This window comes from Archangium sp. Cb G35 (genome assembly GCF_001896145.1).
In the GTDB taxonomy this organism is placed as follows: Bacteria; Myxococcota; Myxococcia; order Myxococcales; family Myxococcaceae; genus Archangium; species Archangium violaceum.
In genome coordinates, this window is sequence record NZ_MPOI01000001.1 from 1474327 (window position 1) to 1495787 (window position 21461).

A 21461-nucleotide genomic window follows, 5' to 3' on the forward strand; every position below is an offset into this window, starting at 1 on the left:
GGTCTTCGCCGCGTGTAGACCCTCACCCTGACCCTCTCCCAGAGGGAGAGGGGACGACGCCTACTTGTGCAGCGAGGTCGTGGCCTCGTCTGCGGAGACGACCTGGATGCGCCGTGGGCGCTCCGCGATCCGCAGGAGGCGCGCGAGATCTCCGGCCAACTGCTCGGTGGGGCTCGGCGTGCCCGCCACCGTCAGCACCATCTCGTAGTCATCCCCCTCCGAGCCGGAGATGATCTGCGTACGCGCGGTAATCACGCCCGGCAACGTCGTGGCCAGGCGGCGGACCGAGGCCATGCAGATCTTCTCGCCGCCCTTCACGAGGAAGTCCGAGAACCGCCCCTGGAAGTACAGGTAGCCATCCGCGTCGATCTCGAACCGGTCTCCGGTGGCCAGCACTCCGGGAGCGCGCAGGGCCAGGAGCTTCTCGCCCTCCACGTGGCCGATCCGGCGCTTCATCACCGTGTCCGAGGACACGATGAGCTCCTTGTGCCCACCGGGCGAGCGGGGAGACAGCGATACCTGCACTCCAGGCAGCGGCAGGCCCACCGAGGCGAAGCGGTGCTCCGGCTCCGCATGGGCCGCCAGCGTCGCGACACGGGGCCCGGCCTCCGAGAGGCCATAGGTGAGGTACAGCTCGCCCTTGGGCCGCAGGCGGAGCAACTGGGCCACGTGCTGCGGGGAGAGCACGTCCCCGCCGACGCCCAGACAGCGCGTCTCCTCGGGCAAAGGCGCGCCGTGCTGGAGGAGCGAGCGCACCAGGAGCGGCGTCAGGGCGGAGACGGTGATGCCGCGCTCAGCAAGGATGCGCAGGTACGAGGCGGGCTGGAACGGAGGCCCCCGGATGATGAGGTCCGCGCCCCGCAGCAGCGAGGCGAAGGCCTGCGCCACCATCGAGTACGAGTAATACAGCGGCAGGTCCACCAGCACGCGGTCCCCCGCGCGCAACCCGACGGCATCGGCATGCCGGAGCGCATTCCGGAAGAGCGCCTCCAGGTCGAACACACAGCCACTGGCGAAGCCCGAGGTGCCGGACGTCAGCAGCACCATCTCCCCGGGCTGCGCCCCCGGAGGCAGCGCATCGGAGAACAAGGCCACCTCGGCCCTGCCCAGGGAGAAACGCTCCACGTCCTGGGCCTGGGGAGCCGGGCGGCGCATGGCCACCAGCGCGCGAGCCGGGAGCGCCTCCACGAGCGACTGCTGCCGGGAAGCCGGTGCGGACGGGGACACCAGCGCGGGCACGCCCCGGGCGAGCAGGATGCCGAACACATGGGCCAGCAGCCCGGCACCATTCGGGAGGGCCACGAGGACGACATCTCCCGGCCGCAGGCCGTGCTCCCGCCACGAGGCGGCGAGCTGCTCCACCGAGTGCTCCAGGGGCCCGGAGTCGGTCAGGTCCTGGATACGGTCCAGGAACCCCTGAATGGAAGACAGGGACACACCAGCCAGGGCAGCGGGCGATTCGTTCATGGTCACGAGGCTCGAGGAAGGAGGGTCCGTACGACGAGCTCCGGGGCGACGCCCGGTCCTGTTCCCCGGGTGAGTACGACACAGCCGGCGTGCGGCGGCCCCCCGGGGACGGAGGCCGCGGTTCCGATGAGCGCGTAGTCGACGACGCCGCGCGAGAGCCACGAGGCGGAGAGCGCCAGGGCAATGCCCACGCCGTCCTGCACGGGCAGGGTCAGGGCGAGCGTCGGCCCCCGGAGGCCGTGGACGATGCAAGCCAGGCCGGCGGGAGCGCTCGGAGTGGACGAGGGAAAACGGATGGGAGAGGCGAAGCCGCGCTGCGCCTCGCTGGCGACCTGGGCCATGGCCTCGCGCGGGCCCTCGGGACCCAACTGAATCAGCGAGCACCGGTCCTTCACGGCCTCGAAGGCCTCGCCCAGGGGCGCCGTGGCCTCACCGACGGCGAGCACCAGGGCCCAGGCCATGGGGTCCGCGTACCGCACGATCGTCTTCACCCGCGCCGCGTACGGGTTGGGCACATCCCCGCGCACCACCGCGCTGCCAGACAGCACGAGCGCGCTCTCTCCAGCAATGGGCTGGCTCATCGCGGCACCTCGAAGACGAGGGAGGTATCGAAGCCTCCGAACCCGAGCGTCAGGCTCAAGCCGAACCGGGCCTGATGGCGGACCGGCTTGCCCACGGGGAGAGGACAGGGGAAGTCGGGGTCCGGCTGCTCCAGGCCGACGACGGGGGGAACCACGCCCTCACGCAGCCCGAGGATGAGCGCGATGGCCTCCAGCGCACCGGTGGCGCCGAGGCTGTGCCCGAAGGCCCCCTTGGTGGCGAACACGAGCGGGCACGCGCCCGCGCTGAAAACAGCCCGGAACGCCTCCGCCTCCGCCCGGTCGTTGAGCGGGGTGGCCGAGCCATGCGCGTTGATGAGACCGATGTCCCCGGGAGTCAGCCCCGCGTCCGTGATGGAGCGGGAGATGGCGAACCGGGCGCCGGCGGCGGACGGGTCGGGAGACGTCATGCTCGCCGCATCGTTGGCCGAGCCAGCGCCCCGGAAGACGGCGAACACCGGAGCCGAACGGGCCCGCGCATGCGCCATGGACTCGAGCACGAGGAATCCCGCCCCCTCGCCGAGCAGCATGCCGTCATGGCCCTGGTCGAAGGCGCGCAGCCGCGTGGGAGACATGGTGGAGAGCGCCGAGTGCGCCAGCCGCTTGCTCTGGGCGAGCACATCCACACCGCCGCAGACACACACCTCGGCGATACCCGCGCGGATGAGCTCCGCGCCCACGAGGATGGCATCCGCGCCCGAGGAGCAGGCGGTGGAAATGGAAACGGGCGGAGCGGCCGAGCCCACCGTGCGCGCGACCTCCTCCACCCAGGCGTGGAGCGGACCCTCCCGCTCCTGCGCATCATCGAGATACGCGCCCAGGCTGGTTCCCAGCACCAGACGCGTCTTGTCACCACCCGTCGCCAGACCGGCCTCGGACAGGGCACGGCCCAGCGTCTCCACCGCCAGACGGCGCAGGCGGAGCGCGGGGGCGTCCTCCGAGGGGCGGACCACCGCGGCCAGCCCGTTGCGCAGACGATGAGGAGATGGGACCTCGACGAAGCCGTGCTCACCGGCCAGCAGCCGGCGCCACACCTCGTCGAGCCCATTGCCGAGCGCCGTGCTCCACGCGGCGCCGGTCACGGCGACGGGCGTTACCATAGGGGCGAGCCCAGATCCGAGACCTTGGTGCGGACCAGACTGGCGCGGAACGCCGCCACGCGGTTGCCCTCCACCGTCATCTTGCCGGAGTACTGGAACATGTTGCCCACCAGGCGGTTGGCCGTGATGCGCAGCACGATCTGATCTCCCGGCACGACGACCTTGAAGAAGCGCGAGTCCACCGAGCCGATGAGCGTCAGCTCGTCCTCGGCCAGCATGGACGTGCTCATCTGGTAGAGGATGATGCCCGCCTGGGCATTGGCCTGCATGAGGTTGCTGCCCGGGTAGATGGCGCGCTCGGGGAAGTGGCCCGCGATGCAGTCCACGTTGCCCGAGATGGAGATGAGCGCCTCGAGGAACTTGCCGGGCTCATGGTCCGTGATGCGATCCAGGAGGACCATCGGGTGGCGGTGCCGCAGCCACTTGCGCAGGTCGGTGAAGCCCAGGGGCTTGGGCTGACGGACTTCGTTCGCGGGCGCGGCGCTCACGGGGACGGGGCCTGCTGCAGCGCGGCCTTCAGGTTTTCCGGGATGCATACGGGTGCTCCACTCTCATGGTTGACGACGGCGAAGTCCAAACTGCCGGAGGCGAGCAACACGGGCTCGGGTGCGGTGCCCTCGCGGTACACCTTCACCACGACCTTGAGGCTCGCGGGCCCCACGTTCTCCAGGGCCGGGGCGAGCAGCAGCCCGTCCCGGAAACGCGCGGCGTTGCGGTAGGTGACGCGCAAATCCCGCACGCGCAGCTCGAGCCCCTGGGCCTCGAACACGCCGAGCCCGGCGCCCCGGTGCTCCAGCTCGTCCAGCGCCGCCGTCTCCATCAGCGAGGCGTAGCGGGAGAAGTGGACGACGCCGGCCGCATCGGTGTCGACGTGCTCGACGCGGTGACGCACTTCCATTACGCGCCCCCCTCGGCGAACTTCCGGACGCCCTTCTGGATGCGCGTGACCAGCTCGCGCAGGTCATCCGAGCCCGCGATGAGGGGCGGCGCGATGCGCATGGCGGGGAACGTGTAGCGCAGCCCGTGCGAGCGCTTGCCCGCGCCGGCCATGAACTCCACGAAGACGCCGGACTCGATGAGCCGGTTGCGCATCTTCGCGAGGCCGCCCGCGGACTTGTCGGTCAGCTCGATGCCGTTCATGTAGCCCAGGCCACGGACCTCGCGGAAGAGCTCGGGGAAGACATCCACCACGTCCTGCTTCAGCCGGCCGCGCAGCTCCTCGCCCAGGGGACCGGCGCGCTCGATGAGCCGCTCCTCCACCAGGAACTTGAGGCCAGAACGCAGCACCGCGCTGGTAAGGGGCCGCAGGTCCGACGTGGACACCGCGCCGCTGGAGCGGACGGACAGCTCGCGCCGGGCGATGACCATGGACGTGGAGACGACGCCCATGCCGAGGCTCTTGCCGATGACGGTGATGTCGGTGGGGATGGGCCCCTGCTCGTCCGTCATGCCGAAGAACTGGCCCGTCTTGGCGAAGGTGAGCACCTCGTCGGCCACGAGGAGCACGTCGTGCTCACGGCAGAGCGCGGCCAGCCGCCGCAGGTAGCCGGGAGGAGGCACGATGATGCCGCCATCACCCTGGACGGGTTCCACGAAGACGGCGGACAGCTTGCTGCCGTTCTCGGCGAAGAAGCGCTCGAGGATCTCCGGCTCGGCGTACGGCAGGAAGGACACGTCCAGGCCGTAGGGAGCCTCGGTGCTCGGCTGGGGCAGGCCGATGCGGTAGTGCCGGCGATTGAGCAGGCTGAGCAGACCACCGGTCCACCCGTGCCAGGCGCCCTCGAAGGCCAGGATGGTCCGCCGGCCCTCACGGCCCGCCTTCGGCGACAGCCGGCGCCGGTCGAAACCCGTCTCCAACACCAGCCGCAGCGCGAGCTCCAGGCCCTCGGAACCGGAGTTGCGGCCGCTCGCGTGGTACTGGTCGCCCGGGAAGCGGTCCGCCCAGAGACCACCCGGGCCGAACAGCTCCTCCAGCAACTGCACGCGCGCCAGCGAGCCCAGCTCGTCCGTGACGTAGCCGGTGCTCTCCAGGCCATCGCGCAGCGCCTGCTGCATGCGGGGGTGACCGGCGCCCAGACAGGCGCTGGCGTAACCGCCGCTCGCATCCATCACCTCCAGCACCAGCCCCGCGTCCGGACCCTCGAGCGGCACCATGTGCTGCACGAGCCCGCGCGCCTGGAGACAGGAGAACGGCAGACGCCCACCGGCATAGTGGTCCATCTGCAGCGCCATGCCGGCGCGCAGCCGCTCCACGTCCTGGGCGCTCAGCCTCTCACCCACGGCGGGCACCTTCATCGCGCCACCCCTTGCGCCGTCTGGAGGTTCGAGATGAGCGACGCGAGCTGGTTGACCGTCCGGAAGCTGTCCGCGTTGAAGTCCTCGTCGGAGATGCGGATCTTGAACTGGTCCTCGCAGATGACGCGCAGCTCGAGGAAACCCACCGAGTCCAGGCCGATGACGGACTGCAGACCATCATCCAGACCGATCTGATCCTCGGGAAGCTCCACGAAGAGGTTGGTGACCAGGATCTTCTTGATGCTCGACGTCAGTGCTTCGTTCATGGTGTGCGAATCCTCGCTTGGGGAGTTACCGGCTCACGCACCCGAGGGTGCCTTTGGTCACACGCAACAGCTCCTGGGGCCGGATCCGGAGCAACAGCTCGGGACGGCCGCCACCGCCGTACCCCTCGGGGTACTGGAGCACCGCCTCATCGAGGATGACGCGGAGGGGCTTGGGGTAGCCCAGTGGCGGAGTGCCGCCGGGAGGATACCCCGTTTCCTGCAGGGCGAGCTCCTCGCTGGCGAACGACACCTTGGCGCACCCCGCCACGCGGGCCACGGCCTTGAAGTCCACGCGCTTGTCGCCCGGCAGCACGGCCACCAGCACCTCGCCGGTGTCCGCGCGGAGCACGAGCGACTTGAAGATGCCGCCCACCGGAATGCCGAGTTGCTGCGCCGCGGCATCCGCCGTCTTCATGGGCACCTGGAGCTCGATGAGCTGCGCGTCCACGCCCTCGCGCGCCAGGAAGTCTTTCAAATCAACCATGGCTCAGAACGATCTTCCCGATGTTGCGGTTGGATTCCATCTCCGCCTGGGCCTCCGAGAACCGCTCGAACGGATACTCCGCGTGAACCACGGGACGCAGCTGCCCCCGGTCGAGCACCTCCGCCCAACGCCGGCGGAAGTGCGCGTTCACCTGGCGCTTCTCGTGCATCGGCCGCAGCCGCAGCGACGAGCCCTTGATCTGCAACCGGCGCTGCACGAGCCGCAGCAGGTCCAACCCGGCCGACAGTCCCTCCAGCAACCCCACCACCACGAGACAGCCCTCGTGCTTGAGCAGGGACAGGTTGCGCTCCAGGTACGCGCCGCCGACGAAGTCCATCACCAGCTCGACGCCCTCGCCCCGGGTCAGCCGCATCACCTCGCGCGCGAAGTCCTGTTCCTTGTAGAGGATGGCCTCATCCGCGCCAATCGCCCGCAGGGCCTCCACCTTCTTCTGGGAGCCCACGGTGCAGTACGCGGTGGCCCCGATGTGTTTGATCATCTGCACCATGGTGGTGCCGATGCTGCTGGCGCCCGCGTGGACGAGCACCGTGTGTCCGGGCTGGAGCCCACCCAGCGTGAACAGCGTCTCATTGGCCGTCAGGAAGGACTCCGAGGTGGCCGCGGCCTCGCGGAAGCCGAAGGACTCGGGGATGGGGTTGGCCATGCCCTGGTCCAGCAGGCAGTAGTCGGCGAACGCGCCGCCCTCCACCACGCCGTAGACGCGCTGGCCCCGGACGAAGCCCTTCACGTTCTCGCCCCAGTCCTCCACCGTGCCGGCGATCTCCACGCCGGGGATGGGCGACTGGCCCTCGGGCACCTGGTACATGCCCTGGCGCTGGAGGATGTCCGCGCGGTTGAGCGCACTCGCGTGCACCTTCACCAACAACAGGTCCCCCGTGGCCACCGGCTTGGGGACCTCGCGCAGCTTCACCACCTCGGGCCCGCCAGGGCCTTCGTAGACAACGGCTCGCATGGTGCTCAGTACCCCGCCTTTTCCTCGACACCCTTCTCGCGGGTGGGCACGAGGAAGCTGCGCTCGAACGAGAGGAACTTCTCACCCGTCGACTTGAGGCCCACCGTCTCGCAGGTGATGATCCCCTCACCCGGGCGCTTCTCGGAGAGCCGCTTCGCCAGGATGCGGCTCTCCGCGTAGAGGGTGTCTCCCGCGAAGACGGGATGCGTGAGGCGGATTTTATCCCAGCCGAGGTTGGCCACGGCCCTGCCGCTCGTGCTGCGCACGCTCATGCCGCACACGATGCTGAACGTCACCAGCGACGAGATGAGAGGCTTGCCCCACTGCGTCTGCTCGCAATAGGCCGCGTCGATGTGGAGCGGTGACGGGTTCATGCTCAGCAGGTTGAAGAGGAGGTTGTCGGCCTCCGTCACCGTCCGGCCGGGACGGTGCTCGAAGACATCCCCCACGGTGAAGTCATCGAAGTAGAAGCCGATGACCTCGCGGTACCGCTGAGGTCCGACCTGCTTGTATCCCGTGATGCCGGTGCCATCCATGAGCGCTCGTCCTCGCGCCACCGCGGGCGGTGGTCAGAAGTTGGAGGTGATCTCCTTGACGGTCGCACAGAAGGTGCGGACCTGCTCCAGCTCCATGTCGGCGCGCAGCATGAGGCGCACGCCCGCCTCGCCCTTGGCGACGATGGGGAAGAACACCGCCGAGCAGTAGTAGCCCCGCTTGTACAGCTCCTTGGACAGCCTGACGGCCTTCTCCTCCTCGCCCACCTGGAGCAGGCGCACGGGCATGCCGTTACCGGCCTGCTTCGTGGGGAACTCCTTGTCGAAGCACTCGATGTTGCGCTGGAGCTTCTCCTGGAGCTGCCCCAGCTCGGGCGAGCGGTGCAGCGCGATGCTCGCCAGCGAGGCGCCGATGGAGGGGATCTGCATGTTCTGCGACCAGGCCAGCGGACCGCCGTTGCGGTTGACGAAGTCGAAGATCTTGTCGCTGCCCAGCATGGCCACGCCACCGGACGTACCGAACGCCTTGGCCAGCGAGGCGACGATGAGCGTCAGCGGGTTCATCTTGATGCGCGAGCGCACGTAGCCCTCACCGTTCTTGCCGGTGATGGACAGCGAGTGCGAGTCGTCGAAGTAGAGGAAGAGCCCGTAGCGCTCCTGGAGCTGGAGCAGCCCCTCGAGCGCGGTCAACCCGCCCATGGAGTAGGCGCCATCGGCCACGTAGGCCACGCGCGGGTACTTCTTGCAGACGTCCTCCAGGAAGTTGAGATCGTTGTGGGGGCTCGTCAGCACCAGGCTCTCATCGCCGCAGATGGGCTTGATGTAGGCCATGGAGAAGTGACAGAAGCGGTCGAAGACCATGACGCGCGGCTTGCCATCCTCGGTGAGGTGGCCCGAGGCGATCAGCGGCAGGATGCCGGCGGACAGCGCGCTGCACGTGGCGCCGAGCACCGCCGGGCCGCCGTAGAGCGAGCTCAGCTCCTCCTCCAGGCGCACCAGCAGGTTCGGCCGGATGCGCACGGTGGACAGGGACAGGCTGGTGGTGCCGCACTCCTTCAGCGCGTCGATGGCGCCCTGGATGATCTTCGGGTGGTGGTTGAGCCCGAGGTACGAGCACGAGCACAGCACCATGAACTCATGGTCGTGCTGCCGGTCGATGAGCCGGTTGTTGGAGTCGAAGTCCACCTTGATGCCAATGAGCCCGTCCTCGGCGGCGCGCAACCAACCGCGGTCGCCCAGGGCGATCATCTTCTCGTTGTTGCGGTACTGCCGGGGGCCCACGACGTTCTGGGCGGTGCTCGACTCCATGGAGACTCCTCTCACGGGTTGGCTGACGTATGTGTGGTGCTGCCAGGGTGCGCGGGGCTCAGCCCTCGCGATTGCCGAACTCCTCGAGCATCCGCCGGGCCGCCTCGATGAACGGGGTCCCCATCATGGTCCCATCCACGACGGCGATGTTGAAGTCCTTCGCCTGGCTCTCGGCGAGGATCTTCCGGGCCTTCGCCAGCATGCGCTCGTCCGGGGAGAAACCGGGCTGGATGATTTCAATCTGCCCCGGGTGGATGGCCACCTTGCCGCTGAAGCCCATGTTCCGGGCGAGCGAGACCTCGCGGCGCAGCTCCTCCACGTTGGGGATGTCGAAGAAGGGCGAGTCGATGACGTGCAGGTTGGCGGCACGCGCGGCGGTGACGAGCCGCGCACGCGCGTAGTACAGGGGCTCCCAGGACAGGGACGCGCCGATGTTGAAGGAGAAGTCCGCCGAGCCGAAGACGAAACCCTTGAGCCGCGGCGTGGCGCGGGAGATGGCGTCGACGTTCTCGATGCCCCGCGCCGTCTCCACCAGGGCGAGCAGGTCCACCTGGGCACACTCGGAGCCGAGCACCTGCTCGACGATCTCCAGGTCCCGCGGCGACTCCGTCTTGGGCAGCATGATGACGTCCGGCTTGGAGGCGTAGTCGCGGATGGCGAGCAGGTCGCGCATGCCCTCGGGCTTGGTGATGGAGTTGATGCGGATGGCCCGGCGGCCGCGAGCGGTGCGCGGCGCGGTGAAGAACGCCTCCGCCTTGCTCCGCGCGGCGTCCTTGAAGGGCGCGGCCACCGAGTCCTCCAGATCCACCAGGGACATGTCTGCACCGGACTGCTGCCCCCGGGCGAAGCGTTCGACCGCCAGCGCCGGAGTGAACAGGATGGAGCGGCAATACGTGGTGAATCTCATGGCTGCCTCCGAGGGTGAGAGGACTGCCCCCGCCTTGCCCGCCCCCCAGGGCAGGAGCCGCCGGAGAATACGCGGCGCGGTGGTTACCGGGCATTCGTTGAATTGCCGATTGTCTGGCTACCCTTCATTTCGCGCGGCGTCAAGGACGCCCCAAGCCTCCTTCAGGCACGTCCACGCCGTGACGTATTGATATAATTTTACACTTCCAGACAGCGCTCTCCGCAGGGTGCGGCCCCCCTCGGCCAACGCACCGCGCATTGACCTGGGCCGAGGCAGTTGTGGTATGCGCCGTCGCTCACGACACGCGGCGCTGTAAATGCAGACATCGAGCGGCGAGCGATGGCTGAACGATGTCTGTGTCTGGTTTGAGCGGTTGCCCCATTGGACGCACAAGCGCATGCCCTGCCGCCCGCCCTCCAGGCAGGCGTTGAGAAGGTGGCCCCGCGCTCATCACGAACGGCTCGCCCGCGCTCCCTCCGCATGAACCACACCCAGACGGAGCAGCCCCTCCGCGCCTGGAGCTCCCGGGCTTGCTCCCAGGAGCCCTCGAATGAGTCAGGAAGCCGTACCCGTTGATCCCCACGAGACGCTGTACGTGCCCATGCGGCGTCGCTTCACGCGCGAGTACATCACCACCCCCGAGGGCAACCGGGAGCTGCATCTCTTCTTCGGCATCAAGGAGATCACCATCGACGAGCCGGACCTGCACTCCTTCGGAGAGGCCCTGCTCCAGCAGGACCAGTTCATGGCCGGCAGCGCCACCACCTGGAGCGGCGGAGAGCCCTATCCCTGGGAGCGCGTGAGGGAACTGCTCGAGGCCCTCCTGTCCGAGGAGATCCTCTCGCGCGAGGCCCCGAAGCCCTCGTCGCGGGGAGACATCCATCAGCGGTTCCTGGAAGCCGAGGCCCTGAGAGAAGCCCCCACCGAGCCCCTGTGGTGGAACCCGGACTGTCCCCGCGTGATGGAGCGGTTGACGGGACGTCCGTTGGAGCTGGGCTTCCTCGAGGCGGTGCTCCCGTTGCATCGCATCGCCCACCCGGCGCTCGACGCGGAGGGACGCCATGTCGGGGAGATGAACGTCTTCCCCGTGGCCATGCGCATGAAGCTTCCGACGGAGTGGAAGCCGTGCCCCTACCCGGGCAGCCGCTTCCGGGACGAGGCGATGATGAACGTGACGGCGCTCCGGTCGATGACACGGCACTGGAAGTCCGTGCTGCGGGGAGTGCTCGCGGTCCGGGAGGAATACCTGCGCCGCCGTCCCCTGCTCCCGGATGGACGCTGGCGGGTCGGGGATCTCCACGCCTTCTGCGTGGCCGTGCTGGCCCTCCCCACACTGTTGCTGATGCGCGGCAACAACCCCGTCCCCAATGGCGAGCTGGATCCCGTGCTGTCCTCCATGTTCCGGGTGACGGATGGAGTGCGGATGGTGGCGGCCTATCTGCTCTACCACCCGGAAGAGCCGAGGCCGTACGACACGCCCATCACGCCCGCCGAGCTGTACCGCATCAGCGAGCATGAGAACCAGTTCCTCTCCAGCCGCGGCGTCTGCGCCGGCCCCCCGCACATGGTGGAGGAGTTCTTCGCGACGTTGATGGATGGCAAGCCCGTGGAGGGTCCTCCCGTGCCCCTGCCGGAGTGGGCCGCGGACATCCCCGCCGCCGTGGACTACGCGATGCTGGGGCTCCTGCTCTATTCGCTCCAGTTCAACCTCTGGGGCCGCATGTGCGGAGCCTACGACGCGCTCCGCTCGGCGCTCCTCCCGGTGGAGGACGAGCCTGATGGACTCCTGGGGCGGCTGCGCGCCCGGGTCGAGATCGACTGGCGGATGATCGAGACCCTGGGACTGAACCAGCCCTCCACCCGGGCTCAGGTCGAGTCCCGCCGCGTCGAGCAGTACGAGAACGCCTTGCACATCCTGAAGGGCTTCCGGGAGGACACGCCGCGGCACCTCCAGGACGCCTTCATCCCCGCGCACGACGCGGTGGATGCGCGGGCGCGTCTGAGGCTCCGCGAGTTGCTCCGCTCACGCGCGGACGCGGCCCCGGAGGCCCGGAGTGACGTCCTGGAGGCCATCGCGGACGCGCTGGCGGAGTACCTGTCCATCGAGCGCCCCGTGCTGCGCGCCCTCGAGGGTATTCAGAGCCAGGTCAATGCGTTGCTCCAGCGCCCCCACCCGGAGCGGAAGTTCTCCAGTGCGGCTCTCTCCCTCAGCCACCGGCTGCGCATCGGCATCACGCGCCCGCTGCCCGACCTCATGGAGCTGCTCCGGGATGCGCTGGAAATCACCGTCGAAAATACGGAGGAAACCACGCGCATCACAACCGCGCCCACCCGCTCTCAATAGGAATGAAGTCGATAACCCACGAGGAACACACAAATGAAGATCAAGACGAACATCCGCGGCGGTCTGGCTAGCTCTGGTGGCTATTTCGGTGGTGGCAACTGCCGCGACTACGTCCTGGCCTGAAGCCGCGAGCCACGCGGTTGATCGAGGCGCCAGCGGACGGTACACCGCCCGCTGGCGCCTCGGTGCGTTGCGGGGTCACTCGCGCTCGTAGAAGTTCCCCCGGAGAAGGCACGCCACCCCACGCCGGCTCGCCTCGAAGTGGGGCTCGGGAAGCTGGCGCGGATCGTACCAGCCCCAGCCCGCGCACTTGCCGGGCTCCATCACCACGGGCTCTCCACGGAACCACTGGGTGTACAGGATGACCGAGACGTGGTGCTTGCCCGTCCGCCGGAAGGTCTCGAGGTTGTTGGTGACGGCGATGACCCTCGGGTCGATCAACTCCAGGCCCGTCTCCTCCCGGACCTCCCGGATGGCGCCCTCCTCGAAGCTCTCTCCCACCTCCAGCAGCCCGCCAGGAATGGAGTAGAAGCCCCCCTGCCAGCCCTTGCGCTGGCCCAGCAGGATCTCCTCCCCCCGTTGGATGATGACCCCGAGCCCGACGGCCGGGTGCTCCGGTTTCTGGCTCATGTGCGCACCCCCTCGTGACGCTCAGTCACACTTGTCGGAGCCACCCTTCTGGGGCGTGCAGCCCTCCGAGCAGGCGGAGGTGGCGGTCACGAGGCCGTCCGTGCAGGTGTAGAGCGTGTCCGCCGCCCCGCCGGAGAAGCCGTTGTCCGTCGAGGAGCCGCAATAGGTGCCGTTCGTATAGCGGAAGACGTGGCCACAGGGGTTGCCATCGGCGCAGTAACCCCCCACCGTCGAGGTGTAGCGCTGGGTCACGCAGTTGGAGCACGTGGACTTCAGGCTGAACACGCCGCCGCGGCAGTTGTAGACGTTGTCGTAGCTCAGCGGGGCGGTGACGTTGGCGCCGCAGCCGAACCACGCCTGGTGGTCGGCGATCGCGAGTCCGCAGTAGTCCCCCTCGCCATCGAAACAGCCACAGTCGGGCGGGTTGGCCGGCGGGGGGCTCGCCACCGGCTCGGGGTGGATCCAGCAGAGCACCTTCGACTTGGAGAACCACGACTTCCTGGCATCCCAGCCGGTGCTGCCGGTGGGGTCGTTCATGTTCTGCTGCATGTAGTAGACGTTGCCGGCGTCCATACCGGTGACCACCGCGACATGCGCGATGGCCAGGCCGTTCAGTTGACCCGAGAAGACGATCAGATCACCGGGGAGCGGCGCCTTGCCCCGGGTATCGCGGTAGCCGGGGCCCCAGACGCTGTACTGGGGCATGGCCGCCGCGTTCGGGCACATCGCGTCCGCGAGGTCGGTGACGACATTGTCGAGGTTGGGGTGCTGGTAGGCGTCCCGCATGAAGCGGTTGCCCAGCTCATCGCACTGGTAGAAGCCGCCGCCCGAGGGCTGACAGTAGGCGGGAATCCCCTTGAACGTGGCGCCCACGACGCCCACCGCGCCGGGTGGACAGCCGTAGACGACCAGCTCCGGCGAGCTCAGGGCCGCCGCGTTGCCACCCGTCTCCAGGGGCGCGTTGGGAAGCTCTCGCGGATCCGTGGTGCATCCACACACGAGCGCGGCGATCGCACTGAAGAGGGTGCTGGAGCGTGACATGGCGTGTTCTCTCCTGGCCCGCGAGGTCGGAAGCGGGGCTTTCCAGGATGCCAGCGATTCCCAAGTTGGGATATGCTTTTCCCAATTCGCGAGAGTCCCCGTCCATGGCCTCGGTGGACCGGGGAGGAGGCTGCCCGCTCGGAAGCACTCCAGCCCCGTGTGGGGGTGCTTTTCGAGGGGAAGTGCAGGATGCTCGTGGGTCGATCCGACCGCTTCTACCCGAAGGAGCCCCATGAGAAGACCGCTCGCCCTGCTCTCGCTGCTCGCCCTGACGAACACGGCCTGTCCCGGCACCGTCGATCCTCCGGAGCCGAGGGATGACTTCGCCCTGGACCCTGTCCCGTCGGGTCAGGGGTTCCAGTACATCACCCGGGAGACCGAGGTCCCCCAGGGCATCGAGCAGCAGGACTGCTACTTCTTCAAGGCGGGAGACATCGCCGCGGCCAACGGCATGCCGGCGAACGAGCCCATCAACCTGCACCGCATCCAGATCTCCCAGCGGGATGGCTCGCACCACATGAACATCTACCGGGTGCGCACCATCTTCGGGCTGGATCCGGCCAACGGTGAGTTCCAGCCGGCCTCCAACGGCTCGGGTCCCTGCTTCAACAGCGCCAACTGGGCGGACTGGCCGCTGCTGGCCAACACACAGCAGGATGGAACCATCGACTGGACGTATCCGGAGGGGGTGGCCAATGTCATCCAGCCGGAAGAGTGGCTGATGTTGCAGTCGCACTTCGTCAACGCCTCCACCCAGAAGACGCCGCAGAACTACGGCCGGGTGTGGGTGAACTTCTGGGCCATCCCCAAGGAGCAGGTGAAGCACGAGCTGGGGACCATCTTCGCCACCAAGCAGTCCATCCGCGTCTGCACGAAGAACCCCACGCCCACCTTCGATGGGACCTGCAATCTCAACAACACGAACCCCGTGCAGATCATCGGGGCCAACGGCCACTTCCACAGCCGGGGCAAGCAGTTCCGCATCTACGCCTGGGATGGCATGAGCCTCGAGCGGCCCCCGGAGGATCAGCGCTTCTACACCTCGGATGTGTGGGACGATCCGCCCATGACGCGTTCGCCCGAGCTGGACCGCACGCTGCCCGCGGGCGGAGGCATCTGGTACACGTGCAACTACGAGTGGACGCCTCCTCCCATTGGATGCGCGGCCCTGGATGCGTTCGACAAGGAGAAGTACTCGACGCCCGACCGGCTGCTCGACTGCTGCTACACCTTCGGACCGCAGGTGGATCAGAACGAGCACTGCAATGCCTTCATCTATTACTACCCGAAGCAGGACAACGTGAACTGCTTCTGACAGGGCCGCAATGCGAGTGCATCTCATGAAGTCCATCCCCGTCGTCCTGCTGTCGCTCTGTCTGGTCATGAGCTGTGACCCGGATGGCGGCGACCCCACGCCGGACGCGGGGACCAGTCAGGACGCCGGCACGACCGAGGACGCGGGCATCCCCGATTCGGGCATCCCCGACTCGGGCACGAACCAGGACGCGGGCATCCCCGATTCGGGCACGGCTCCCGACTCGGGCACGGCCGAGGACGCGGGCATCCCCGACGCTGGGACGGCTCCTGACGCGGGCACGGCTCCTGACGCGGGGACTTCCACCCCCGACGCGGGAACGACTCCGGATGCGGGCACGACGCCCGACGCGGGGACCATTCCCGACACACCATGCGGCGTCCCCTACCTGGGGGATCCCAATGGGGCGCTCGACTTCAAGATCAAGGCGCTGGGGCCTGACTGGACGTCCTATCCGCTCACCACGGGGAGCACCCTCACGGTCATCGAACCGATCCAGGGCGGGCGGGTGTCGTTCGTCGGAGTGTACGACGTGATCAACATCGATCCCTGTGGTGTGAGCATCCTGGGCGCGCTGAAGAATCCCGAGACCGGCAGGCTCACGCTCGACTCACGGACCGCCAACCTGCAGCGAGGTCCGGACGGCCGGGGATCGAACATCGACCTGGACGACGCCTCGTTCTCCAACGTGACGCTGTGTCCCAACCAGTGGTCCAACAAGGACATATACGATCAGAACTACGAGCTCATCGTCATCCTCAAGGATCGTCTGGGCCAGAAGGTCCTCCAGAAGACCCTCATGGTACGTCCCGCCTGCAACGTGCCCGGGGAGGATGCGTTCTGCCGGTGTATCTGCAAGGCGGGCTACGTGTTGGGCTCGCCCTGCCCGTAGCGATTGAAGGACCCGCGCTCCAGGACTCACCTGGAGCGCGGCGCTCACCGCGCGCGCCGCCCACGCCGGCGCAGCAGGATGGAGAGGAGCAGCGGGGCCATCCCCGCGCTCCCGGCCGTGGCGCCGCACCCGTCTGACTTCGGAGGCACTTCCCCGTCTGGCGTTCCAGCGTCCGGTGGCACGGGGTAGACGGGTGCACCGAGCTGCTGCGCGAGCTGGGGCCAGAGGGGCGTGCACAGATCCTTCACAGGCGTCCCCGCTGGACATTGGTGGACGCCCTGGAGGTCGCGAAGGCTGAAGAGAGGCTCCCAGGAAGTGCCCTCGTCGGTGCTGCGCGCCAGGGCCCACTCGTGCACCCAGGTGGAGCCGCAAGCGAAGAGGGTGCCGCCCTCACGCGTCACGCACGCGTTGCCCGTGGGCAGCGGCAACGGGAGCATGGACTCTCCCTCGCGGCCCCGGAACAGGTGATTGTAGGTCGCCACCCAGGTGGTCCGGCCATCGGCCGAGACGTCCATGTTGACGAGCGGGTCCTCCTGCGCCAGCACGGTCGTGAGCGTGCGGCCCCCATCGTCACTGCGCAGCACGGTGTAGAGGATGCCGCCCGCCGGAGTCCGTGAGGACACGCGCATCCACAGCACGTCTGGATTGGCCGGGCTCACCGCCAGCAGCTTCAAGTCATACGCGCCCTCGAGCCCCGCGGGGAATGTCTGGGGCAGGTCCTCCCACGTCTCGCCCTCGTCACCGCTGCGGAAGAGGTACATGGCGTAGCCCTTCCAGCCACTGAGGTAGAGGCGCTTCGGGTCGGAGTGAGCCACGCGCACCGCGGAGAAGACGGCCTCACGGCTCAGCGCGGTGGGCGTCCACGTCTCCCCGCCATCCCGCGAGCGGAACAGGAGGTTGGTCATCGCGGGCCTTCCGGTGGCCACGTAGAGCAGGGAGCCGTCCGTGGGGTGCTCGGCGAGGCTGGAGACCCAGAGGTCCTGGAACGCCGTCGAGGCAACCCAGGTGCAGCCTCCATCACGCGAGCGCAACAGCGCCTTGCCCGTGGCCGTGAGGATGTCCCCACTCGAGAGCCACACGTAGCGCTCTGGAGGCCAGCTGCCATAGCCCATGGCCTCCGCGCACACCCAGCGCCAGGAGGCACCGTCATCACGGGAGAGGAGCGTGCCCCGGGTGAAGCCCATCAACCGGTCTTCCGGGTGTCCCCGGCGCGAGGTGTAGCTGTCGGTCTCCATCAAGCCCCCGTGTGCATGCACGGAGGCCGCGGACAGCAGGCCCAGGCAGGTGAGGAATCTCCAGGAAGAGGCCATGGCGTGGAGCTTCATGAACCCCTCTATTCGAGCACGGCGCCCTGTTGGATCCACAGCTCCAGCATGTCGAGGCTCTCCTGGGGAAGAGGCGTGCTGCGTTGGGGCATGCGCTCGCCACAAGCGCTCGGAGCGCACGGCAGGCCCGTGTAGTCCCCCGTCACCTTGTGCAGCAGGAAGCTTCCCGAGGGATTGCCCGGGTCCACCAGCGGCAACGAGGGCTCGCGGACGCTCTTCTCCTTCAACCGGGCCAGGAGCGTGGCGGCATCCCCGGAGCCGAGGGTGAGCTGCACATGGCCCGCCGGCTGGGCCGTGCCGTGACACCCCGAGCCGAAGCCGCACGAGCCCTGGAAGAGGGGAACCACGTCCTTGCTGAAGGTGGGGCGCTCCTCTGGCTGCACCTCTCCTCCATCACACCCGCCCATCAGCGCCAAGCCACCCAGGAGGAACACCCAGCGCCGCAGCTGCTTCTCCCCGGGCAGGAGAGAGCGCATCACATCTCGTTCCGTGTCATCGAGCCGCATGCGCCCTACCCTACCAGTCCGCGCCGCTCCAGCCACGGACCCGGGAGGACGCCCGCGTCACTCATCTAAGCCATCGGAACAAAGTCCTTTCAGGGGTGGGTGAGTCCGCCTGCCGGGCGCGCTCTTCACGAACTTGTCCAACTGTTGGACAAGTCTGGCGAGACCGTGCCCGGAGGGGTCCCTCCTGCTTTCGAGCTGAGGACAAACCCCTGAACGGACTTACTTCGGCTGGCTTAGCGCCACCTGGAGCAGCACGGTCTCGTCGAGTTGCTCCGGGGGCAGGAGCTCGCCCTCGGGCCCTCGCCTGCGGAGCTGGCTGTTGGCGATATAGACGAAGGTGTTGCCCACCACCGTGCCCGTGGTGGGGATGTCGAATAGCGGGTTGCCGGACTCGAGGGGTTCCTCGCGCTCCACCCGCGTGGGGTCCGCGCCGAAATGGAAGCGGACGATGCGCCCCCGTCCGAAGCCGTTCTGTACGCCAATCAGACTGCTCCGGTAGATGGACATTCCATCGAGGCCCGCCAGCAGCACGCCCGGTGGCGCCCGGACGGGAGTGTGCCGTCCCGTCGAAGGATCCACCGAGGCGATGCCCTGGGAGTGCGCCACGTAGAGCCGGGCCCCATCCTCCGAGAGGGCGATGCCGTTGGGATAGGGCAAGGAGCCCTCGGGCATGAGCGGTACGAGCGCCTCCGTACCCGCGCGCAGAACGCTCACCGTGCCTCGCTCGCTGTTGGTCACGAAGACGTCTCCCGAGGCGTCCAGCGCGATGTCATTGACCAGGTTCGCGCGGGGCTGGTTGCCCAGGGCGAACCGGCGGAGCAACCCACCGGTGCGCAGATCGTACTGGAAGAGTCCGGAGTGTCCCCGCTCCTCGGGCTGCGCGTTCTCCATGCCCCTGCTGGCGTAGCTGGCCACCCAGAGGTGACGGCGCGCGGCATCCACCTTCATCCCGAGCACCCCAGGAGGCCGTCCTGCCCCGAGCCCGTGAAGTCACGCAGCTGGCCATTCCGGGCCAGGGCAACCACCTTGCGCTTGCGGATGCTGCTCACGAAGAAGGTGTCGGTGACGGGATCGTAGGTGATGCCCTCGGGGGTGAGGGCCTTCTCCGCGAGGGTGAAGACGGGGCTGCTACGGGCCACCAGGGGATGGAGGGTGGCGAGCCGCGCCGCGACCTCGCGGTACTCCGGCGTCCGCGCGAGCGCACCGAAGTGCGCGTCCCCGACTCCGTAGCGCCAACGCAGCGCCTCGAGCCGCTCCATCCACCGGAGCGCCTGCTCGTTCTCTCCCAGCCCGGCGTAGCGAGCGGCCAGCTCGTACGTGGCCAGTCCATCGTCGGGAGTGGCCCTGAGCCGCTGGAGCAGCCCGGCGACCTCCGGATCGAGGGGTGGAGAAGGGTTCGAGGCCGTCCGGCAACCCGAGAGGAACAGCAGGAGCAACGCGGCACGAAAGAGGGAGACTGGCATGGGGCGTCCGAACATAGCGCCCCCCACAGGTCCACCAGCCTCCCGAACACCTGACGCGGCCGCTACCAGCGGCCCTGGATGCGCTGCATGAAGTCGTACGGGTAGCCCAGCTCCAGGGCACTGGCCTCATCCAGCCGCTTGAACTGGGCATCATCCAGCTTCAGCTCGGCGGCCTTCAGGTTGTCCTCGAGCTGCTCCACGGTGCGAGCGCCGAAGATGACGGAGGTGACGGCGCGCTTGCGCAGCAGCCACGCCAGGGCCACCTGGGAGGCTGAGGCGTTCAGCTCGCTGGCCACCGCGTCCACCGCCTCGAGGATGCGCCAGTTCCGTGGGGTGTCGAAGCCCGCCAGCCGGTCCTTCCACTTCGCCAGACGCGAGGAGTCCGGCGGGGGCTGGCCCTTGCGGTACTTGCCCGACAGGAAGCCGCCGGCCAGGGGAGACCACGGGAGGATGCCCAGGCCGAACTGCTCACACACGGACACGTGCTCGCGCTCCAGCTCGCGCACCACCAGGCTGTACTGGGCCTGCAGCGCCACGAAGCGCGAGAGGTGCTGCGTCTTGCTGGTCCACAGACTGTCCACCAGCCGGTAGGCGGCGTAGTTGCTGGCGCCGATGTAGAGCACCTTGCCCTGGCGCACCAGGTCCTCCAGCGCCCGGAGCGTCTCCTCCTCGGGCGTGTCGATGTCCTGCATGTGCACCTGGTACAGGTCGATACGATCGGTCTGCAACCGGCGCAGGCTCCCCTCCACCGCCGAGCGGATCTGATAACGCGAGGCCCCCGTGTCATTGGGCCCCTTGCCCATGCGGAAGCGGAACTTGGTGGCCAGCACCACCTCGTCGCGCCGCTTCGTGCGGGTGAACCAGTTGCCCAGCACGCGCTCGGTGAGCCCGTCGTTGCCGTAGACGTTGGCCGTGTCCCAGAAGTTGATACCGGCCTCGAGCGCCCGGTCCATGATGGCGAAGGACGTCTTCTCGTCCGATGCCACCCCGTGCATCATCGAGCCCTCGGCGGGCTCACCGAACGTCATCGTTCCCAGACACAGGTTGGACACCTTCAGGCCGCTGTGGCCCAGCTTGCGGTATTCCATGATTCCCTCCTGCGGCGGCAGGCGCCGCGATGCCCTCGGCCTAACCCGGGCGTGCGTCCCCCGCCACAAGCAATGACCGCGAAACTCCGCTTTGTCAGAGCCGCAACCAACGCGTCACGGACATGCCAGCGGGCGATAGAGTGGTGGAACATGCTTCGCCCTTCACCCCTCGGGAGAACCTCTCCATGACCGACCATCCTTCCGCGAGCAGGCCCCCGCCGCCGGTCATCGCCCCCATCACCCGGGACGGCGTGCGCTACGAATCCCGGTGGTCACACAACGGCGTGCTCTTCGCGGTCGACGAGAAGTCCGGCAAGCCGCTCTGGCAGGTCGAGGTCTACAAGTACCTCGTCGACGAGCAGGTGGAGACCGGCGTGCAGGTGGTGTTCTTCAAGTCGATGGCGCTCGACGCGACGGGAACGTCGATGCTCATCGAGGACGAGGTGGGCGTCCGCCACCTGGTCGACCTGAAGACGCGCGAGGCGAAGCTGTTGACCTGGCCCGTCACCGTCAGCCTCTTCGAGGCGACCCCCGGCCCGGACGGGTGGAAGTACTCCGTGGAGCTGAAGATCTCCAACTCGCTCACGCGGACGCTCCAGCTCGACGGGCCCAGCGTCGCCGAGAAGGGAAAGCTGTCGAACAACCTCTTCCAGGTCGAGGTCGACGGCCAGCGCATCGCCTATCAGGGAATGATGGCCAAGCGGGCCCCGCCCGGCCGGTTCATCGAATTGAAGCCCGGAGCAACCTACCGCACGGTGGTGGAGCTCTCGTCGGAATACCCCGTGCCACCCGGCAAGCATCGGCTGACGGTGAAGTTTTCGCACCACAATCACTTCTCTCCGGACGACTGCCAGCTGGAGTCGAAGCCCGTGACCAGTGAGCTTGGCGACAGTCCCATCCGCAGGACGCCCAAGCCGCCCAAGCCGTAGAAGCTCTCCCGCCCACCACGCCACGAACCGGGCTA

Annotated in this window: 23 protein-coding genes; 4 read left to right on the top strand and 19 right to left on the bottom strand. The window is 68.1% G+C overall.

Going from position 1 to position 21461, the window contains the following annotated elements; all coding sequences use genetic code 11:
- Positions 1 to 60: 60 nt before the first annotated feature.
- Genes BO221_RS06040 through BO221_RS06095 form a run of 12 tightly spaced genes read right to left on the bottom strand, consistent with a single transcriptional unit; the run spans position 61 to position 9893 of the window.
- Complete coding sequence (locus BO221_RS06040; protein WP_073559286.1) at positions 61 to 1467, bottom strand: class I adenylate-forming enzyme family protein; 1407 nt, start codon at positions 1465 to 1467, stop codon at positions 61 to 63.
- Between the two features lie 2 nt (positions 1468 to 1469).
- Positions 1470 to 2048 (bottom strand): coronafacic acid synthetase, encoded by a 579-nt coding sequence (locus BO221_RS06045; protein WP_073559287.1) that lies wholly within the window; start codon positions 2046 to 2048, stop codon positions 1470 to 1472.
- The gene (locus BO221_RS06050) at positions 2045 to 3166 is read right to left on the bottom strand and encodes a beta-ketoacyl-[acyl-carrier-protein] synthase family protein (RefSeq protein ID WP_073559288.1); all 1122 of its coding nucleotides are present in this window, start codon (positions 3164 to 3166) and stop codon (positions 2045 to 2047) included. The genes BO221_RS06045 and BO221_RS06050 overlap by 4 nt, the downstream gene beginning before the upstream one ends.
- Positions 3160 to 3654 (bottom strand): 3-hydroxyacyl-ACP dehydratase FabZ family protein, encoded by a 495-nt coding sequence (locus tag BO221_RS06055; protein ID WP_073559289.1) that lies wholly within the window; start codon positions 3652 to 3654, stop codon positions 3160 to 3162. Before BO221_RS06055 ends, BO221_RS06050 begins: the two co-directional genes overlap by 7 nt.
- Positions 3651 to 4064: a thioesterase family protein gene (locus BO221_RS06060; protein ID WP_073559290.1), complete on the bottom strand. Its 414-nt coding sequence runs from the start codon at positions 4062 to 4064 to the stop codon at positions 3651 to 3653. The genes BO221_RS06055 and BO221_RS06060 overlap by 4 nt, the downstream gene beginning before the upstream one ends.
- On the bottom strand, positions 4064 to 5461 hold the full coding sequence (locus BO221_RS06065; protein ID WP_073559291.1) for an aminotransferase class III-fold pyridoxal phosphate-dependent enzyme: 1398 nt from the start codon (positions 5459 to 5461) through the stop codon (positions 4064 to 4066). Before BO221_RS06065 ends, BO221_RS06060 begins: the two co-directional genes overlap by 1 nt.
- Entirely contained in the window at positions 5458 to 5727 is a 270-nt protein-coding gene (locus BO221_RS06070; RefSeq protein ID WP_073559292.1) for an acyl carrier protein, read from the bottom strand. Before BO221_RS06070 ends, BO221_RS06065 begins: the two co-directional genes overlap by 4 nt.
- Positions 5728 to 5752: 25 nt before the next feature.
- On the bottom strand, positions 5753 to 6211 hold the full coding sequence (locus tag BO221_RS06075; protein WP_073559293.1) for an aminoacyl-tRNA deacylase: 459 nt from the start codon (positions 6209 to 6211) through the stop codon (positions 5753 to 5755).
- The gene (locus BO221_RS06080) at positions 6204 to 7184 is read right to left on the bottom strand and encodes an NAD(P)H-quinone oxidoreductase (protein ID WP_073559294.1); all 981 of its coding nucleotides are present in this window, start codon (positions 7182 to 7184) and stop codon (positions 6204 to 6206) included. The genes BO221_RS06075 and BO221_RS06080 overlap by 8 nt, the downstream gene beginning before the upstream one ends.
- A gap of 5 nt (positions 7185 to 7189) precedes the next feature.
- Positions 7190 to 7720, bottom strand: coding sequence for a MaoC family dehydratase (locus BO221_RS06085; protein ID WP_073559295.1), 531 nt, complete (start codon positions 7718 to 7720; stop codon positions 7190 to 7192).
- A gap of 33 nt (positions 7721 to 7753) precedes the next feature.
- Positions 7754 to 8986 carry an aminotransferase class I/II-fold pyridoxal phosphate-dependent enzyme gene (locus tag BO221_RS06090; protein WP_073559296.1) on the bottom strand — a complete coding sequence of 411 codons (1233 nt, stop codon included), beginning with the start codon at positions 8984 to 8986 and terminating at the stop codon, positions 7754 to 7756.
- A 58-nt stretch (positions 8987 to 9044) separates the two neighbouring features.
- Positions 9045 to 9893, bottom strand: coding sequence for a CoA ester lyase (locus BO221_RS06095; protein WP_073559297.1), 849 nt, complete (start codon positions 9891 to 9893; stop codon positions 9045 to 9047).
- A 550-nt stretch (positions 9894 to 10443) separates the two neighbouring features.
- Here BO221_RS06095 and BO221_RS06100 point away from each other — a divergent pair.
- On the top strand, positions 10444 to 12237 hold the full coding sequence (locus BO221_RS06100) for a hypothetical protein (protein WP_073559298.1): 1794 nt from the start codon (positions 10444 to 10446) through the stop codon (positions 12235 to 12237).
- Between the two features lie 198 nt (positions 12238 to 12435).
- On the opposite strand, the gene BO221_RS06105 is transcribed toward BO221_RS06100, so the two are convergent.
- Positions 12436 to 12867 carry an NUDIX hydrolase gene (locus BO221_RS06105; RefSeq protein ID WP_073559299.1) on the bottom strand — a complete coding sequence of 144 codons (432 nt, stop codon included), beginning with the start codon at positions 12865 to 12867 and terminating at the stop codon, positions 12436 to 12438.
- Positions 12868 to 12888: 21 nt separating this feature from the next.
- Entirely contained in the window at positions 12889 to 13908 is a 1020-nt protein-coding gene (locus BO221_RS06110) for a CHAP domain-containing protein (RefSeq protein ID WP_073559300.1), read from the bottom strand.
- Between the two features lie 232 nt (positions 13909 to 14140).
- On the opposite strand from BO221_RS06110, the gene BO221_RS06115 reads away from it, so the two are divergent.
- Positions 14141 to 15223: a hypothetical protein gene (locus BO221_RS06115; protein WP_233165701.1), complete on the top strand. Its 1083-nt coding sequence runs from the start codon at positions 14141 to 14143 to the stop codon at positions 15221 to 15223.
- Positions 15224 to 15248: 25 nt separating this feature from the next.
- Positions 15249 to 16115, top strand: a complete 867-nt coding sequence (locus BO221_RS06120) for a hypothetical protein (RefSeq protein ID WP_073559301.1) — start codon at positions 15249 to 15251, stop codon at positions 16113 to 16115.
- 44 nt (positions 16116 to 16159) lie between these two features.
- Here the strand turns inward: BO221_RS06120 and BO221_RS06125 are convergent, their stop codons facing one another.
- From BO221_RS06125 to BO221_RS06145, 5 genes are all read right to left on the bottom strand, one after another.
- Positions 16160 to 17440, bottom strand: a complete 1281-nt coding sequence (locus BO221_RS06125) for a hypothetical protein (protein WP_143195280.1) — start codon at positions 17438 to 17440, stop codon at positions 16160 to 16162.
- Positions 17441 to 17448: 8 nt separating this feature from the next.
- On the bottom strand, positions 17449 to 17916 hold the full coding sequence (locus BO221_RS06130) for a hypothetical protein (RefSeq protein WP_143195281.1): 468 nt from the start codon (positions 17914 to 17916) through the stop codon (positions 17449 to 17451).
- Positions 17917 to 18165: 249 nt separating this feature from the next.
- Complete coding sequence (locus tag BO221_RS06135) at positions 18166 to 18894, bottom strand: hypothetical protein (protein WP_073559303.1); 729 nt, start codon at positions 18892 to 18894, stop codon at positions 18166 to 18168.
- Positions 18891 to 19409, bottom strand: coding sequence for a hypothetical protein (locus BO221_RS06140; protein ID WP_143195282.1), 519 nt, complete (start codon positions 19407 to 19409; stop codon positions 18891 to 18893). The genes BO221_RS06135 and BO221_RS06140 overlap by 4 nt, the downstream gene beginning before the upstream one ends.
- 62 nt (positions 19410 to 19471) lie before the next feature.
- A complete protein-coding gene (locus tag BO221_RS06145) occupies positions 19472 to 20497 on the bottom strand; it encodes an aldo/keto reductase (RefSeq protein ID WP_073559305.1) in 1026 nt (341 codons plus the stop codon).
- Between the two features lie 185 nt (positions 20498 to 20682).
- Between BO221_RS06145 and BO221_RS06150 the strand changes: the two genes are divergently transcribed.
- The gene (locus BO221_RS06150) at positions 20683 to 21426 is read left to right on the top strand and encodes a hypothetical protein (protein WP_073559306.1); all 744 of its coding nucleotides are present in this window, start codon (positions 20683 to 20685) and stop codon (positions 21424 to 21426) included.
- Positions 21427 to 21461: the final 35 nt, after the last annotated feature.